Consider the following 17,187-nt stretch of genomic DNA (forward strand, 5'->3'; position numbering starts at 1 on the left):
ATTACCACTTTCTATTTCTTTAGCTGTATCTACTGATTGTTCTACTGCTTTCGCATCTTGTTCTAGTGCATTTTTAGTTCTAGTAATATTTTCATTGATGGCTTTTGCCATAGCACCTAATTCATCATTAGTCTTAACATCTATCATAGCTGAATCTTTGGTTTTATAGTTGATAAAATCAAAGAAAGAGTTGAGGCCGGTTTGGATAGATTGTAACGGGGATAAAAGTTTAGCTGAAAAAAGATGAATAAAAATACAAGATAAAATTAAAATCACAATTGATATTAATGTTTGTTCAAAAGCATTTTTAATAACCAATTTATCCAAACTATCTTGTTTTTGAATAGCACAAGCAACATAGTTAATACGAGCTTTACTATTATTTATATTAGCACAAATACCAAATCTTTTCTCATTGCTACTAATTCCAGTATATTCAAAATTTTTATAATCTCCAACCATTTTATGGTATTTTTTTATTTCATTAATGCTTGGATAATCTTTCATAATCAAAGTCTTATCATTAGAAGCAAACGGAATTGAACTAGCTAAATCAAAAACAAAAACATTTCCGGGTAATTTATCAAATGTTTTTTGTAGCGAAGTCAAAAGCAAATCAATACCCAAAACAGCTACAAGCTTACCATTTTTTTTAATTGGCACAGAATAAGTAAAACTAGGTAATTTAGTTACTGAATCTTCATAAACATCGCTGATATATATTCCATCATTCTTCAAAGCTCCCTTATACCAATCTCTTGAAGTCGCATTGTATTTTGGATCATCATAGTGAGCTATACCACCTCCTCTTTTCCTAAATGGAATTTCTTTTTTATCAGAATCCGCATCACTTACTAGCATTGTTCCATCTGGAAATCCAAGATATACAGCTAAAGTATTAGATCCATCCTTAAATATTTTTAAGTCTTTGGCAAAATATTCGCTCAGTGTATCAAAATTCTTAATTTGATATTCTGGTAACTGGTCTATATGTTTCTTAATAGCTAATAAAATATCTACATAATTCTCAACATATCCTTCCACTTGGGTAGTTGTTACAAGCAAATAATCCTCATTTGATTTTTTACTATTTAAAATAAGATCTTCTCTACTCGAATAAAAAGCCATAACCGTTATAACAAAAAGAGCTAAAGCAACTATAGCTGCAACTATAATTGAAAGTTTATTTTTAACACTCATATTCTTGATAGAAACATTGTTTTTCCTTTTAATACTTAAATAACATTTTAATATGATATAAAAAATTACAAATTATTGCAAGCGAAATATTGATTATTTATAACTACTAATTGTGTATCTTTTGTAGAAAATTTAGGAATATAAGCATAGCCGCTAACAGTATTTATGACAATACATATATGTTGGTTTTTTTTATTAGATAATCTTATAATACAATCATTATTAAAAGAAGCAAGTTTATCATAAGTACGCATAGCATTTTTCAAAGGTGTATATAAACGACCGTAATCATCAAAAATCAAACGCGTGCTTCCTTTACAAGCACCTTCAAATAAAACCTTAGATATACCATAAGTTTTTTCTATATTGTATTTTAAATTTGCTTTAGAATCATTTTGATTTATCACCCCACTTTGGCCGGAGTTCATTAATATATCTGGATTAATAAGATCAACAGCTATTTCTCTGTCTTTATTAATCATATTTTTACCTATATTTGCATTACCATCGCCATTTTTATCTAAAAAGATAGTATAGGTTTGTTCATTATTAGTGGCAGATTTTGAGCGTATAAAATACAGCTGCCATTTAGCCTTAAACCACTCTCGTTTAGCAATATTAAATTCTTTTGCCCTAAAATCATTTTGTATTAAAGCTAAATGTCTTGTGTATTTAATATCATTTAAAACTTGCTCAGCTCCCAAACGTAAATAATCAGGCTTATAATAAACATAAGCCATAGAAAACAATAAAGATAATATAATGCAAACAAAAACTAGTTCTATTAAAGTAAAAGCTTGTTTCATTTTATAGAATAATAAACTTTATGCTTGCCCAAACTAACATAAATCCTACTAGCTTCTTTACTAGAATGAAGCTCTAGTTTGCCTTTAGAAATACCATAAAATTTTAGTCTTAGAGCTAGTTCTTTATCTTGAGTAAAAATATGCGTAAGATTGTGTTGTTTTAAATTTAACGCTAATTCTTTAGCTATATGATAATCATAGGCAAAATGTTTTTTTGGATCTTTTAATAAATAATACAAACTTTGATTAAAAATGATACCAAGATAAAAAAATAGTAAAAAAACTAAAGAACATTCTATAAAAATTTTATGTTTTAAGCGCAGTTGCGGCATTCTTGAGCGATAAGAAGACATTAAATAACGAACTAATAATGGAGTACAAACAACACAAAAAGGTAAAAAGTCTTCTAAAAAAAGTCTTTGTCTTATAGAAAAAATTAAACAAAAAACAAAAGTGGTTGCGCTAATAAACCATAAAAGTGGCTTATCATCTTGCAAAAGAATTCTATAAACAACGTAAAAAAAATAAAGAAAAATCAAAGGGGAAAAACAAGCTGCAAAAATACCCAAAGTATCCAAAAAATACCCTTTAGGCTTTCCACTTGCATCAAATCCATAAACACTCATTGCGATAGCAAATAAAATCAAAGAACACACAATAAGTAATTTATCTTTTTTATAAATAGCATAGAAGAAAAAAGATAAGTATAAAATTGCAAAATTTCCATCTACAAAAAGAACTAAAACTAATAAAACATAAAATAAAAATATTTTCTTATATTCGAATAATACTAAAATTAAAAGTGTAAAAAATATCACGATGCTTGATTCATTAATAAGTAAAGCGCTAGCAACACTACCAGGGAGTAACATAAAAAGCACCACAGAAATAAAAGCATCAAAAGAGGTTTTAGTATATCTTAAAGCCAAAATGTACAATAAAACACAACTCAAAGAATGCAATAAAACAAAAGGAAGTCTTAATCCAAAATCATTTTGACCAAAAAGAGCAGTGCCAAATCTAGCGATCATAGCAATTAAGCTATGATCATAAAAATACATTTGTGCTTCATTATAACTTATAGATAAAGTACTTATGCCATATAATAAAGCACAAAAATCAAAAAATAAAACAGCTAGTAAATACCTTTTCATTTTTGACTAGTCAAGTTTTACAGGACCATTACTTGCGTGAGATTGTAAAAATCTTAAAATTCTATCTTTTTCTGCATCAGTAATTTTTGCAAAACCTTGCATAGCAGATAAGTATGCATCCCATTCTTCCATTAAATGTTCTTTTGGTTTATGCGCTGCATGACAACTTGTACAAGTATCATAATAAGTTAATTCTATCTCATCCCAAGCAAGAATTTCTTGATCAGTTAAATCTTTACTTTTAACTAAAAATTCCATTTCATTGCTTGCATTTTTAGCATTTAAAGTAAGCAAAAGATAAATTCCATCTTTAGTATAGGCAAGACTTTTTGGATTTGACTCCACAACTTCACCTTTAACTTTGATTAAAGAATACTCACCCTCTTCTTTTATAAGCTCTACTTTAGAGCCTTCATAAATTTGTCCTACCACCTTCTTGCTAACACCATCTAAAAGATCCACTTTTTCATTAAAAACAAACATATCTTTAGCAAATAAAGCACTAGCTAAAAAAGTCAATATTAATATAATCTTCTTCATTATTAAGCTCCTATGATTTCTGGTGGTGTAGTTGAGTTATAAGGTTTTATAACTTCTTTTAATTTTTTAATACCCACTAGACAAGTATTTACACTAGTTGCTTGAGCCATAGTTGAAGTTGGCCTTGAACTTGTTAAAACATTTACATGACCTGCATTACATCTTGGCTTACTATCGTTTACATCTTCAGGATCATACCAAGCACCCTCTTGGATACTAACAACCCCTTCCATAATATTATCTGTTACAAAAGCCCCTGCTAAAAGAGATCCACGGTCGTTATATACTTCTACAATTTCACCATGAGTAATTCCAAGTTTTTTAGCATCATTTGTATTAATCATCACAGGTTCTCTACCTTGAATTTTATACAAATCTCTTACCCAGGTATTATCAAGCTGAGAATGCACTCTATATCTTGGATGTGGACTTAATAAATGGAAAGGATATTTTTTAACTAATTTTTCATTACCTAACCACTCAGCTGGTTCAAACCAAGTTGGATGTGCTTTAAAGTCTTCCAAGTTATATTTTTCAAATTTTGGTGAATAAATTTGAATTTTTCCACTTTCTGTTGCAAGTTTATTTGCTACAGGATCGGCTCTAAATTCAGAGTGTCTTACGAAGTCATATGCTTCTTTTGGAGCTTCAAAATGAATAAAACCTTGTTTCCAAAAATCAGCAAATTCCATATAATAAGGACAATCACTTCTGCCATAAAAACCTTCAAGCCACTGCTCTTTTGTTTTATTTCCAGTGAATTTTTTATGCTCTCTTTCACCTATTCTCTTTGCCAATTCTTCAAAAATATCATAATCATTTCTACTTTCAAAATAAGGCTCAATTACCTTTTTCATAGCATAAACATAATCTTGAGAATAAGAACCACCAAAACTAATATCATCTCTTTCTAAGGTTGTGGTTGAAGGTAATACAATATCAGCCATTTTTGCCATAGGCGTCCACCAAGGCTCATGTACAATTAGCGTATCAAGAGTTCTTAAAGCTTTAATAAGCTCATTTGTATTTGGATGATGACCTAATACAGAAGCACCCACCACATACATGAGTTTGATTTTTGGATAAGTGATTTCTTTACCTTTAAATTTAACTGTTTTACCTGGATTTAATATTGCTTCTGAAATTCTACTTGCGGGGATGTTAGTATCAAGATTATTTTTACCTTGTGGTAAGCCTACCGGTAATCTTACACCTGAAAATGCTTGTCCACCACCTGAATAATGCATAGAAAAGCCAAACCCACCACCAGGTAAACCTACTTGACCTATCATTGAAGCTAAAACCATTAAAGTCCAATCAGCTTGCTCACCGTGGTGTGCTCTTTGCATAGCCCAGTTACCTGCTAAGAAAGTTCTATTTTTAACAAAAGTATCTGCTAAAACTGTGATTACTTTTTCTTCCACACCAGTAATATTTGCAGCCCAAGCTGGAGTTTTATCAATACCATCAATTTTTCCAAGCAAATAAGGTAAGAATTTGTCAAAACCATCAGTATATTTTTCAATGAATTTTTTATCATATTTTCCACTTTTATATAAATAATTCATCATACCAAGCATTAAAGCAACATCAGTATTTGGACGAATTTTAATCCACTGGGCATTTAAAATTTCTGCTGTTTGAGTGTATTGAGGATCAATACTAATAAATTTGATATTTGATTTGCTGTATTTTTTATAATACTCATCATTGCCACGATTTGCAACTTTAAAATCAATTTGATTACATTTATAAAGATCAGCTCCCCATAAAACATAAACTTGAGTATTTTCTAAGATAATTTCATGAGAAGTTTGCAAAGAATAAACCTCTAAATCTCCCATAATACTCGTATTAACCTTTCCTGCGGCACCATTGCTATACTCACCATCAGTACCAATGTGACCGCCTAAAGCAGTGTTAAAAAATCTTCCCGCTACTGAGTTGCAATTATGCAATAAACCCACATGACCCCAACCACCATAACTTGCATTAAATAAATTTTCAATAGGAGTTTCTTTTAATTTTTCTAATACAAGCTCTAAAGCTTTTTCCCAACTTACTCTTACAAAAGGCTCTTTACCTCTTAATTTAGGTCTTTTTTTACCTTCTAAAAAGCTTTTTCTAACACAAGGATATTTCACCCTAGTATCTGAATAAGTTCTATCAATAATAGCATCAGTGATAATAGAAGGATGTTTGTCAGATTGTTGTGGTGTAACTTTTACAAGTTTTCCCTCTGAATTTACTTCAGCCCAAAAAGCACCAAAATGAGTAGCGTGAGGAATTTTTTTAGTATCATAAAATTTAGTTCCCTCGCTTGCAGCTATTAAAGGATTAACTGAAGCAATCGCTGAAGTAGCAGCAAGTCCTTTTAGAAATTTTCTTCTTGTTAAACTCATAAGATATCCTTTTTATTAATGGAAATATAATAATATTGTAACACTTATTTTTAATTTAAAGCTTAAATTTTTATACTCCAAAAAAAGTCAATCCACTCTTTAGCTTCTTTTATATAAAACTCAGGAATTAATAATGCTGAAGGTTTGTAAAAAACACTTGCTACTCTAAGTTCTAAGTGAGGATATTTTTCCATTAAAACTCTTTTGATTTCTATCATAGTTTCACCACTATCTATAATATCATCCACCAAAAGAACTTTTTTATATGAACTTAGATCAGGAATGTTGAAAATTTTAATTGTATCTAGTTTTTGTGTATCTTCATAATGAATAGAATTTAAAGAAAATAAGTTTCTATTTCCCATACCTTCTGCTAAAAAATGACCTAAAGTCATACCACCTCTTGCAATCGCAAGTAATACATCAGGATTAAATTCTTCCTTAATTTTGCGCGTAAAAGGAATAATTTCTTTTTGAAATTCTTCATAAGCATAATAATACATAATCACTTCCTATAAAAATTGTAATAAAAATACTAACAATGAAATCGCACTTAATACAATAATACCAAGGTTAATTTTATCAAATTCTTTTTGCATAATACGCATAAATAAATACGCAATAAATCCAAAAGCAAAACCTGTAGTAATAGAGTAAGTCAGTGGCATCATAATAATAATAAAAAATGCACTCACTGCTATAGCTTTATCTTTAAAATTGATATTTGCAACTTCCATAAACATCAAAACTCCAACAAGCACCAAAATAGGATAAATAGAATTTGCAGGAATAGCTTTAAACACCGGCAGTAAAAATAAAGTAAAAATAAAGCATATAGCAGTAACTAAAGCTGTAAGCCCTGTTCTACCGCCTGCTTCTACCCCTGCTGAGCTTTCCACAAAAGCAGTTACAGTAGAAGTTCCAATAACAGCCCCCATAGCCGAACTAGCAGCATCAGCACCTAAGGTTTTACCTAATTTTTTCTCACCTTGTTTTGGATCATCAAAGATTTTTCCTCTTGAGCCTACACCTGTGATTGTACCCACACTATCAAAAAGCTGAGTAACAAAAAAAGTAAGTACTATAGGAATCATACTAAGCTCTAAAGCTCCTTTAATATCAAGCTTACCAAATATAGCGCTTAAACCATTATCTCCACTAATAACTGGTAAAGATAAAAGTTGCTCTGGAAACCTAGCTCCATCAATACCAAAAATCCAAGCACATAAAGCACTTACAAAAACAGCTAAAATAAACGCAGCTTTAATCCTCCAAGCCCAAAAAACAAAAACTAAAAATAAACCAAATAATCCAAAAAGTACTTTAGTGTTTGAAAAATCACCCAAACCTACTAAGGTTGCTTCGCTTTTAGTGATAATCCCCATTTGCACAAGCCCCATAAAAGCTATAAAGGTTCCAATACCTGCTGATATAGCTTTTCTTAAATCATTTGGTATGCTTTTTATCACCCAAATCCTAAAATTAGTAAAAGATAATAAAGTAAAAATAATACCCGATAAAAACACAGCTCCCAAAGCGCTTTGCCAAGGAATTTGATAGGTATTGCACACACTAAAAGTAAAATACGCATTTAGCCCCATACCCACACTCATAGCCACAGGAGTATTAGAGAAAAAAGCACTAAAAGTAGTAGCTATAATAGTTACTAAAGCAGTTGCAACAATTAAAGCTTCTAGTGGCATACCTGAATTACTCATAATATTTGCATTAACTGGTATAATATAAATCATTGCTAAAAAAGTAGCAACACCTGCATAAATTTCAGTTTTTACATCACTATTATGCTCTTTAAGTTTAAAAAAATCCATTTTTATCCTTAATAAGTTTTTAATTCATTATACAAACTATCACGTTCTATCGCTATATAACCTGAGCTTTGAATCATTTCTATAAAAGTTTTTAAACTCAAGCCATTTGAACTTTTTGCCCCACCTGCACTTTGTATGCTTTCTTTTTCTATAGTACCATCTAAATCATTTGCACCAAAATCTTGAGCTACCATAGCTAAATTTATACCCATGGTTGCCCAATAAGCTTTAATATTTTTAATATTATCAAGCACTATCCTTGCAATAGCCAAGGTTTTTAAAATTTCTACCGAACCAAGTGGTTTTTTACCTGTAATAAAACTATTATCTTGTTGCCAAACCAAAGGAATGAAAGCATTAAACCCACCAGTTTGATCTTGAAGATTTCTCAATCTTATCATATGATTAATTCTATTTTCTCTGCTTTCTATATGCCCAAAAAGCATTGTGGCGTTACTTTGTCTACCTTTTTCATGCCAAAGCTTATGAATTTTTAACCAATTTTCACTACTTACTTTACCATGGCAAATTTTTTTTCTAACTTCCTCATCAAAAATTTCAGCCCCACCACCCGGCATAGAATCAACGCCATATTCAAGCATTTTTTCTATCACTTCTTCATAGCTCATATTAAAAGCCCTGCTTAAAAAATCAATCTCAGCAGCAGTTAGGGCTTTAATATGTAAAAATGGATATTTTTCTTTAATCATTTTAAAAATCTCCAAATACCACTGCCATGAAGTGTTTTTATTATGCGCTGAAACAATATGAATTTCTTTAGTATCTCTTAAAACTGTTTCATCGACTATTTTCATTATCTCTTCGTGGGACATAGTATAAGGATTAGGATTTTTCCTGTGTGCTGAAAAAGCACAAAATTTACAAGTATCTGCGCATATATTTGTAGGATTAATATGACGATTGATATTAAAATAAACCTTTTTACCGTGTAAATTAGTACGAATTTTTTGTGCATATTTACCTAAAGTAAAAAGCTCTAAATCCCAAAGCTTATTAGCTTCTTCTTCATTTAATCTTTCTTGATTTTCTAGTTTTTCTATAATTGTTTGCATATTCTTACCATTTTTTAAATTTAAATTACAATTATAATTTTAACTTACTTAAAATTTAATACAAAGTATTTTTGGTATGATACTAGTAAAATTAAATAAGGATTATTATCAAGTTATGGATATACAAAAAATTCAAAAATTAAAAAATTCTTTAAAAGATTATGAAGCTTATTGTTCTAGACTTTTTTTAAAACAAGGTTCGTTTAGTTTTTACCACTCTAAAGAAATTGATCGTTTTATAGAAGATGTTTACGAGCTTGTTTTGAGTGATTTTTTTGATGATTATTTTCCACATAATGATAAATTCCCTTTTTGTATTATCGCTATTAAACAATATGCTAAAATGAATTTAAGTATAAAAGAAAATGTTGATTTATTACTTATTTATAAAGATATAAAAGCTTATAATATCAAGCCTTTAATGAAAGCATTTATTGCTTCTTTAAATGATATTAATTTAAATATCAATTATCAAATTTGTGAAATAAATGGACTTTACAATATAGCCAAAAATGAGCTAAAACAAAATATTTTACAATATCGTTATATTTGCGGTTCTAAAATTTTATTCAAACAAATCAAAGAAAAAATTTCTCAAGCTCAAGATGAGTTAAAAGAAGAATTTGCTTTGAAAATCTTGCAAGAATTTAACCCATATCATCAACCTTTAATCAAGCAAGAATTTGATATTAATAAAAATTTTGGCGGCTTAGATGAGCAACTTGATATAGAAAACTTAAGTATATTATTTAAAGATTCTCCTAAAAATTATATGCTTAATTTTATCAACGAAAAAGAATTAAGTGAATTTAAACTTGCGAGTGATTTTTTATTTTCACTTAAATGTGCAATGAATCTTTTAGAAGGTAAAAATACCAATTTGTTTTTAATACAAAATTCACAAGAACTTGCTAACTTGATGCAAAAAAAAGAAAAGAAAAATTTAGATCTTAAATCCATACTTATTCAAAAAGCTATGCAATGCATGCAAACTTGCGGAATTTATACGCAATTTTTAGCAAGGTGCATCCAAGAAAAACACTATAAAGATAGTAAGCTTTATGAAACACAAGATAGCTTTTTTACTTATTCTAGCAAAAGTGAAAGCCTAAGCTTGATATTAAATCAACTTTTAAAATTAGATGATAAAGATTATAATTTTGATATCAAACTCATTTTTGCATTAAAAAGAGCAGAAAATAAAGATGAAAATTTAGAATTATTCAAGAAAATTTTAGAAAGAAGACATTCTTTTGCTCTTTTAAAACTTCTTGCTGATGCTAATATTTTAAAAGATTTTTGCAAACCTCTTACTCAAAGTAAATTTTTACTCGAAGAAGAAGGTGTTTATAGCGCATTAGATAGAGCATTACTTTGTTTAAAATACTTTGAAGAAAAAGATTATGACTTTGATGAAAATACACTTTTAATAATAAAACTCACCATACTTTTAAGTGCTATTCATGAAGAAAATGAAATTTCTTTAGCGAATATTTATAGGGCTTATGTAGGAAAATTCCAAGTTGATAATGAACTTTTAGATTTTGGCTTAAGATTGTATAAAAATTTTAACGCTTTTAAAGACATTATAGAAAAAGAAGATATTTATAATTCTACTATTGTTTTAAATTTTATTTCCAAATTAAATGATATAAATACCTTAAGAACCTTACATCTTTTATCTTTTTGCAATGCTAAAGCTTTAGGTATAGAAAATCATTTTTATTATAAAAGTTTAGAAAGATTGTTTCAAAATGCGCTAGAAGGCTTTGAAGATGAGAATTTAATTGATGAAAGTCAAAGAAGGGTAAAAAAAGAACAAACCCTAAAAAGAAGTAAGGCTTTTTTAGATCTTGATGAACAAACTCAAGATAATATCACTCATATTAAATCCAATCTCTTTTTTATAAAAAATAGTTTTGAAAAAATCATCAAAATAACACAAATTGCACAAAAAGAAAATTTTACTTTTTGGCTTGATAATCAAGATAATTTTACCCTAGAGCTTATAATGAATAGAAAAAACAATCTTGAAAATATACTCAATACTTTAAGTTCTTTAAATTTAATCTTTATGAGTTTCTTTGAATTATTTGATGAAAAAGTTTATTTGAAATTTGAATATTCAGATATAGTAAGCGATAATCAAAAACAAAGTTTAGAAAATTTACTTAATTCTAAATTACATTTAAAAGTACAAAAAAAGGCAAAAAAACCAAATATTAAAAAAGATGAATTAAAATTAGATATGAATTACTCCAAAAGCTATGCCAAAATAACCTTAAACACAAAAGATCAAAAAGGTTTGATGGCTTATGTGATGGATGTGCTTGTAAGATATGATATCATCTTAAGCGCAGCAAAAATTCAAACCATAAAAGAAAGAACGCGAAATGTTTTGATTTTGCATAAAAATGAAAGCTTGCAAGATCATAAAGATCAAATTCTTAAATCACTAATAAGCGAGTAAAAGATGTGTGGAATAGTAGGTTATATAGGAACTAAAGAAAAGAAAAAAATCATATTAGAAGGCTTAAAAGAGCTTGAGTATAGAGGTTATGATAGTGCTGGTATAGCAGTAATGAAAGATGGGGAATTAGACTTTTTTAAAGCGGTTGGAAAATTAGAAAATTTAGCCAATAAGACTGCTAATTTTAATAGTGATGGCTTTGGGCTTGCTATAGGTCATACGCGTTGGGCAACTCATGGAAAACCAACTGAAATAAACGCTCATCCGCATTTAGGACAATACTCTTGCGTAATACATAATGGAATCATAGAAAATTACCAAGAATTAAAAATAAAACTCACACAAGAAGGTATGAATTTTCTAAGTCAAACTGACACTGAAGTTATTGTACATTTATTTGAATACTATGCAAGTAATTTAGAACCATTTGAAGCTTTTAAAAAGACTATAGCTGAACTAAAAGGTGCTTTTGCAATTTTACTTGTGAGTAAAAAAGATCCTAATACAATTTATTTTGCTAAAAATGCAGTGCCACTCATCATTGGAAAAAATGGCGATGAAAATGAATATTATTTTGCATCAAGTGATGCACCATTAGTTTCTTTAGTGGATAAAGTAGCTTATCTTGAAGATGGAGATTATGGATATGTTAATTTAAATGAATGCAAAATCCACCATGATCAAGCTTGCATACAACCTACCTTTATAGCTTTAAGCCAAGATAAAAGTTATGCTCAAAAAGATGGTTATAGATTTTTCATGGAAAAAGAAATTTATGAGCAAAGTAGAGTGTTAGGCGAAGTTTTAATGGGGCGCTTACAAGGTGAACAGATTGTTTTTGAAGATATAGATGAAACGCTTTTACAAAACATAGATGAAATCACACTTTGTGCTTGTGGCACAAGCTATCATGCAGCATTAAGCGGAGCTTATTTGCTTGAAAGACTTGCAAAGATTAAAACTAAAGTTGAAGTAGCAAGTGAATTTAGATACAGAGAAGCCATTATAGGCAAAAACACTCTTTTTATAGTAATCTCTCAAAGTGGTGAAACAGCTGATACACTTGAAGCTTTAAAAATAGCAAAAGCACAAGGAGTTAAAACTTTAGCAATATGTAATGTGGATAATTCTAACATTGTGCGTTTGGCTGATATTTCTTTGCTTACTAGAGCGGGCATTGAAAAAGGTGTGGCTTCAACTAAAGCTTTTGCTACTCAAGTAGCAACTTTATGGATGCTCGCAATCTATCTTGCACAAAAGGCAAATTTAGATATGAGTAAAGAAATCAAAGCTCTAAGAAGCTTGCCAAGTATAGTTAAAGTTGAACAAAACTTGCATGAAAAAGTACATAGAATTTCAAAAAGATACCTACATGGCCATGGCTTTTTCTTTATAGGAAGAGATGTATTTTATCCATTAGCTTTAGAAGGAGCTTTAAAATTAAAAGAAATTTCATACTTACACGCTGAAGGCTATCCAGCAGGTGAAATGAAACATGGACCTATTGCTCTAGCAGATAGTGAGCTTTTTACAGTTGCATTAATGCCGCAAAATTGCCTTTATGAAAAAACCAAATCAAATGTAGAAGAATTAGCTGCAAGGGATTCTACCTTGCTTGCTATTTCTCCGTTTGATTTTGACTTAAGCGATGATTTTATAAGAACTTCAAAACAAGAACACTATATGTGTGAATTTTTTGAAATGATGGTGATTTTACAGCTTCTTGCTTTAGAAGTTTCTATAAGACTTGGCAATGATGTGGATATGCCAAGAAATCTAGCAAAAAGTGTTACAGTAGAATAAATATTTTGTGTAGTTTTGAAAAAACTACACTTTTTTAAAAAATTTTATAAATGCTTCTTAAATTATAAGCAAACTTTAGGGTTTATTTGGTTTAAATATAATATCTTATTTTATTACAAGGAAAAGCCATGGAATATAGAATCGAACACGATACTATGGGAGAGATTAAAGTTCCTAATGATAAATATTGGGGGGCGCAGACTGAAAGAAGTTTTGAAAATTTTAAAATCGGTTGTGAAAAAATGCCAAAAGTTTTAATTTATGCTTTTGCAAATCTTAAAAAATCTTTGGCTTTAGTTAATAACAAACTTGGCAAATTAGATAATGCTAAAAAAGATGCTATTGTGCAAGCTTGCGATGAAATTGTAGCAGGAAAATTTGACGATAACTTCCCACTAGCAATATGGCAAACAGGTTCAGGCACTCAAAGTAATATGAATATGAATGAAGTTATAGCAAACCGTGCAACTGAAATTATGGGCGGTGATTTTAGAAAAGAAAAACTTGTTCATCCAAATGATCATGTAAATATGAGCCAAAGCTCAAATGATACCTTTCCAACTGCTATGAGTATAGTTTCAGTAGAGCAAGTAGAAAAAAAACTTATCCCTGCTTTAGATGAGCTTATTGCAACTTTTGAAAAAAAAGTAAAAGAATTTGAAGGTATTATTAAAATAGGAAGAACTCACCTTCAAGATGCTACACCACTTACCCTAGCTCAAGAATTTAGTGGATATCTTTCTATGCTACTTCACTCAAAAGAGCAAATCATCGCTTCTTTGCCTACATTAAGAGAGCTTGCAATAGGCGGGACAGCTGTTGGTACAGGATTAAACGCTCATCCAGAACTTAGTGAAAAAGTAAGCGAAGAATTAAGCAAGCTAATAGGTACTAAATTTGTTTCAAGTCCAAATAAATTCCATGCGCTAACAAGCCATGATGCCATTAATTTTACTCATGGAGCTATGAAAGGTTTAGCTGCAAATTTAATGAAAATAGCAAATGATATTAGATGGCTAGCAAGTGGCCCTAGATGTGGTCTTGGAGAGTTAAACATACCTGAGAATGAACCAGGAAGTTCTATCATGCCAGGCAAGGTTAATCCTACTCAGTGTGAAGCTTTAACTATGGTTGCGGTACAAGTTATGGGAAATGACGCAGCAATTGGTTTTGCAGCAAGCCAAGGAAATTTCGAGCTTAATGTTTTTAAACCTGTGATTATTTATAACTTCTTGCAAAGCCTTGATTTATTAGCTGATGCTATGCATTCATTCAATATCCACTGTGCTGTTGGTATAGAACCAAATAAAGAAAAAATAGATTATAATTTACATAATTCTTTAATGCTAGTAACTGCACTAAATCCACACATTGGTTATGAAAATGCAGCTAAAGTAGCAAAAAATGCTCACAAAAAAGGTATTTCTTTAAAAGAAAGTGCTATGGAGCTTGGCTTAGTAAGTGAAGAAGACTTTGCTAAATTTGTAGATCCTACAAAAATGATAGGACCAAAAAAATAATCAAAAGACTAGGATTATTCCTAGTCTTTTCTTAAGAGTTAGTATGATTTATGAAAATGATTATTTATTTATAGAAAAAGAAAATTCTCAAATTCCTTGGGTGAAAATTTTTACTAAAGAAAATTACAGAGAATTAAGTGATTGTCCAACCTTTTTACAAAATATGCTTTTTCAATATGTTTTAGCTTGCGAATTAAGCCTTAGAGAGTACTATAACCCAGAAAAAATCAACATAGCTTCCTTTGCAAACTATGTACCAAGAGTGCATTTTCATGTTATGGCACGTTTTAAAGAAGATGCTTTTTTTCCTGAATGCATGTGGGGAAAACAGCAAAGAGAAATTAAAGATTTAAATTTGCCTGATTTTGATGGATTTGTATCAATATTACTTAACAAAATAAAAAATATTCATGTTTAAAAAATTTATTAATTCTAGCTATATAGCTTTATTGAATCATCCACTTGGAGTTATTTTTTATTTATGTTTTTGGTTTTTTATAGCATTTTTTTATAGTTCATATCAAACTAGTATTTTTTTACTTTTAACCCTATTTATAATTTTTTGTGAAACATTCACTGAATCAAAAAGCAATTTAATACAATATTATAAAAGTTTGAAAAATTTATGGGTTGGGTTTTTTGGGCTAATTTTTTATATATTTTTAAATTTTATCTTTAAAGATGGTATAGAAAATTATTTAATATTTTTTACTAATAATTCTTTGTATATTTCCTTAACAACAGCTCTTATAGCTTTAGTATGTGCAAGAAAATTACATGATTTTAATTATTTTCATCATTTTTTAGCTGCTCTTTTTTTTAGTATAAGCTTTTGGTTCATTTTTGGTATATTTTTGGCTATATTTTATGGTTCATTTGATTTTTTATTTGATATTTCTTCAAGCATGTTAGATTCTTGTGTTTTATCATTATGGCTTTGTAGTGCTGGAATTTTTTCTTTATTTTTACTTGGCAATTTTACTTCATACAATTTTCATAAAATTTTTGTTTTTATACTAAATACTTTTAGTATTTTATATATAATCATGCTTTCTACCTATGGTTTAGGAGCATTATTTAATCTTTTAGAAAATCTCAGTATAGTTCATTTATGTCTTTGGTTTGGTAGTTTTTTATTAATTAATCTTTGGATAAATTTATCTTTTTATAAAATCAAAAAATCATTACTCTATGTCTTTTTTGTTATAGTACTATTATTAAATATTTTCGTATTTTATGCTATTATAATTAGAATTGCACAATATGGCTTTACACCAGAACGCTTAGCAGTATTAGCTTTAAATTTATGGCTTTTGATTGCAAATTATCTAAGCGTGTTTAAACAAAAAATAGCATTAAAATTTTCTTTTTATCTACTTGCATTTATGGCGCTATTTTTAGGATTTTTTGCAAATTACATAAGCTTTTCTTCACAAAAATATCAATTGCAAAAATTAGAAATCTCTATACATTCTTTAAATCTTAACTATATTCAAAGCAGGCAATATTATAATCAAATTAAAAGCATCAAAAACACCTTGCATAATCTTAATAAAAATTATAACAACAATTATAGTTTTGATGATTTTTTAAAAACTTATAATTTAACTCATTTAAAACCACAAAAAATAAAATTTCATAATATGTCTAAAAAATTTCATCCAAAATACTCCAAATTAAAAGAAAATTATGATGAAGTATTATTTGATTTTATTGCTAATACAAGTGAATTTAAATATTTTATGAAGATTGATGATAATACCTTGTATTTTTTACTTCAAGAAAAAGAACTTTTAAAACTTGAAAATTTTGACAAAGTCTTAAAAAACTACCAGAAAAATTCGCAATTAAGCTACAAACTTAACAATAACTCATCTTTGATTTTTATCCCTTTAGAATTTAATATTAACATAAAAGGTCAAATAACTTTTTTTAAAACTCATGTTTTTATTAAAAACAGCAAATAAATTATTTAATATAATAAACTAAAATATCAAAAAAGAAAGGTTTAAACTATGAAACAGTTGTTATTCTTACTTACACTTTGCTCATTTGCATTTTCCACACAATGTGAAGTTAAAATAGAGCAAATTCAAAAAGAAATAGCTTATGCTAAAAATTATAATCATCAAGAAAAAGCTTTAAGCTTAGAATTAGCCTTAAAAGAAGTTCAAGCAGATTGTGCAAAAGATCCTCTTTTTTATGATAAAAAATTAGAGGCCAAAAAATTTAAAGAGCAAGAGATAGAAAAAATCGAACAAGAGTTAAAAGAATTAAAAAAACAAAAAGATTATATGAGTAAAACAGAGTATAAAAATAAAAAACAAGCTTTAAAAGACAAAAAAGACAAAATCAAAAAAGAGATTGAAGAATATATCAACAAACTATAG

The 17,187-nt window shown here is 28.8% G+C and carries 14 protein-coding genes; 6 read left to right on the plus strand and 8 right to left on the minus strand.

Annotation, left to right across the window (positions count from 1 at the left end; all coding sequences use genetic code 11):
- The 8 genes from ACOTVC_RS00005 to mqnE all read right to left on the minus strand — a co-directional run.
- Positions 1–1,200 (minus strand): PDC sensor domain-containing protein (locus ACOTVC_RS00005; protein ID WP_421627310.1); only part of this gene is annotated, 1,200 nt, incomplete at its 3' end.
- Positions 1,201–1,265: 65 nt separating this feature from the next.
- Complete coding sequence (locus ACOTVC_RS00010) at positions 1,266–2,006, minus strand: pilus assembly FimT family protein (RefSeq protein WP_039640981.1); 741 nt, start codon at positions 2,004–2,006, stop codon at positions 1,266–1,268.
- Positions 2,003–3,160, minus strand: a complete 1,158-nt coding sequence (locus tag ACOTVC_RS00015) for a hypothetical protein (RefSeq protein WP_421627312.1) — start codon at positions 3,158–3,160, stop codon at positions 2,003–2,005. The genes ACOTVC_RS00010 and ACOTVC_RS00015 overlap by 4 nt, the downstream gene beginning before the upstream one ends.
- 6 nt (positions 3,161–3,166) lie before the next feature.
- A complete protein-coding gene (locus ACOTVC_RS00020) occupies positions 3,167–3,700 on the minus strand; it encodes a monoheme c-type cytochrome (RefSeq protein WP_039640977.1) in 534 nt (177 codons plus the stop codon).
- A 2-nt stretch (positions 3,701–3,702) separates the two neighbouring features.
- Complete coding sequence (locus ACOTVC_RS00025) at positions 3,703–6,102, minus strand: molybdopterin guanine dinucleotide-containing S/N-oxide reductase (RefSeq protein WP_421627313.1); 2,400 nt, start codon at positions 6,100–6,102, stop codon at positions 3,703–3,705.
- 62 nt (positions 6,103–6,164) lie between these two features.
- Positions 6,165–6,605, minus strand: coding sequence for a phosphoribosyltransferase (locus ACOTVC_RS00030; protein WP_039617726.1), 441 nt, complete (start codon positions 6,603–6,605; stop codon positions 6,165–6,167).
- Positions 6,606–6,614: 9 nt separating this feature from the next.
- Positions 6,615–7,931 carry an NCS2 family permease gene (locus ACOTVC_RS00035; protein WP_214097720.1) on the minus strand — a complete coding sequence of 439 codons (1,317 nt, stop codon included), beginning with the start codon at positions 7,929–7,931 and terminating at the stop codon, positions 6,615–6,617.
- 8 nt (positions 7,932–7,939) lie between these two features.
- On the minus strand, positions 7,940–9,004 hold the full coding sequence (gene mqnE / locus ACOTVC_RS00040; RefSeq protein ID WP_087685234.1) for an aminofutalosine synthase MqnE: 1,065 nt from the start codon (positions 9,002–9,004) through the stop codon (positions 7,940–7,942).
- Between the two features lie 115 nt (positions 9,005–9,119).
- Here mqnE and ACOTVC_RS00045 point away from each other — a divergent pair, with 115 nt between their 5' ends.
- The 6 genes from ACOTVC_RS00045 to ACOTVC_RS00070 all read left to right on the plus strand — a co-directional run bounded on the left by ACOTVC_RS00045 (position 9,120) and on the right by ACOTVC_RS00070 (position 17,187).
- A complete protein-coding gene (locus tag ACOTVC_RS00045) occupies positions 9,120–11,474 on the plus strand; it encodes a nucleotidyltransferase (protein ID WP_257933297.1) in 2,355 nt (784 codons plus the stop codon).
- A 3-nt stretch (positions 11,475–11,477) separates the two neighbouring features.
- On the plus strand, positions 11,478–13,277 hold the full coding sequence (gene glmS / locus ACOTVC_RS00050; protein ID WP_421627315.1) for a glutamine--fructose-6-phosphate transaminase (isomerizing): 1,800 nt from the start codon (positions 11,478–11,480) through the stop codon (positions 13,275–13,277).
- A gap of 128 nt (positions 13,278–13,405) precedes the next feature.
- Positions 13,406–14,797, plus strand: a complete 1,392-nt coding sequence (gene fumC / locus ACOTVC_RS00055) for a class II fumarate hydratase (protein ID WP_087690161.1) — start codon at positions 13,406–13,408, stop codon at positions 14,795–14,797.
- Between the two features lie 43 nt (positions 14,798–14,840).
- On the plus strand, positions 14,841–15,215 hold the full coding sequence (locus ACOTVC_RS00060; RefSeq protein ID WP_214116539.1) for an HIT family protein: 375 nt from the start codon (positions 14,841–14,843) through the stop codon (positions 15,213–15,215).
- Positions 15,216–15,651: 436 nt separating this feature from the next.
- Positions 15,652–16,764, plus strand: a complete 1,113-nt coding sequence (locus ACOTVC_RS00065; protein WP_421627318.1) for a hypothetical protein — start codon at positions 15,652–15,654, stop codon at positions 16,762–16,764.
- A 48-nt stretch (positions 16,765–16,812) separates the two neighbouring features.
- Positions 16,813–17,187, plus strand: a complete 375-nt coding sequence (locus ACOTVC_RS00070) for a DUF1090 family protein (RefSeq protein ID WP_087685228.1) — start codon at positions 16,813–16,815, stop codon at positions 17,185–17,187.

The sequence above is a fragment of the Campylobacter sp. GB48 genome (assembly GCF_049221845.1).
In the GTDB taxonomy this organism is placed as follows: domain Bacteria; phylum Campylobacterota; class Campylobacteria; order Campylobacterales; family Campylobacteraceae; genus Campylobacter_D; species Campylobacter_D lari_C.

Bases quoted from the DNA above. Each gene is read 5' to 3' on its own strand.
- ACOTVC_RS00010 (WP_039640981.1), bottom strand. From the start codon at position 2,006: ATGAAACAAGCTTTTACTTTAATAGAACTAGTTTTTGTTTGCATTATA.
- ACOTVC_RS00015 (WP_421627312.1), bottom strand. From the start codon at position 3,160: ATGAAAAGGTATTTACTAGCTGTTTTATTTTTTGATTTTTGTGCTTTA.
- ACOTVC_RS00020 (WP_039640977.1), bottom strand. From the start codon at position 3,700: ATGAAGAAGATTATATTAATATTGACTTTTTTAGCTAGTGCTTTATTT.
- ACOTVC_RS00025 (WP_421627313.1), bottom strand. From the start codon at position 6,102: ATGAGTTTAACAAGAAGAAAATTTCTAAAAGGACTTGCTGCTACTTCA.
- ACOTVC_RS00030 (WP_039617726.1), bottom strand. From the start codon at position 6,605: ATGTATTATTATGCTTATGAAGAATTTCAAAAAGAAATTATTCCTTTT.
- ACOTVC_RS00035 (WP_214097720.1), bottom strand. From the start codon at position 7,931: ATGGATTTTTTTAAACTTAAAGAGCATAATAGTGATGTAAAAACTGAA.
- mqnE (WP_087685234.1), bottom strand. From the start codon at position 9,004: ATGCAAACAATTATAGAAAAACTAGAAAATCAAGAAAGATTAAATGAA.
- ACOTVC_RS00045 (WP_257933297.1), top strand. From the start codon at position 9,120: ATGGATATACAAAAAATTCAAAAATTAAAAAATTCTTTAAAAGATTAT.
- glmS (WP_421627315.1), top strand. From the start codon at position 11,478: ATGTGTGGAATAGTAGGTTATATAGGAACTAAAGAAAAGAAAAAAATC.
- fumC (WP_087690161.1), top strand. From the start codon at position 13,406: ATGGAATATAGAATCGAACACGATACTATGGGAGAGATTAAAGTTCCT.
- ACOTVC_RS00060 (WP_214116539.1), top strand. From the start codon at position 14,841: ATGATTTATGAAAATGATTATTTATTTATAGAAAAAGAAAATTCTCAA.
- ACOTVC_RS00070 (WP_087685228.1), top strand. From the start codon at position 16,813: ATGAAACAGTTGTTATTCTTACTTACACTTTGCTCATTTGCATTTTCC.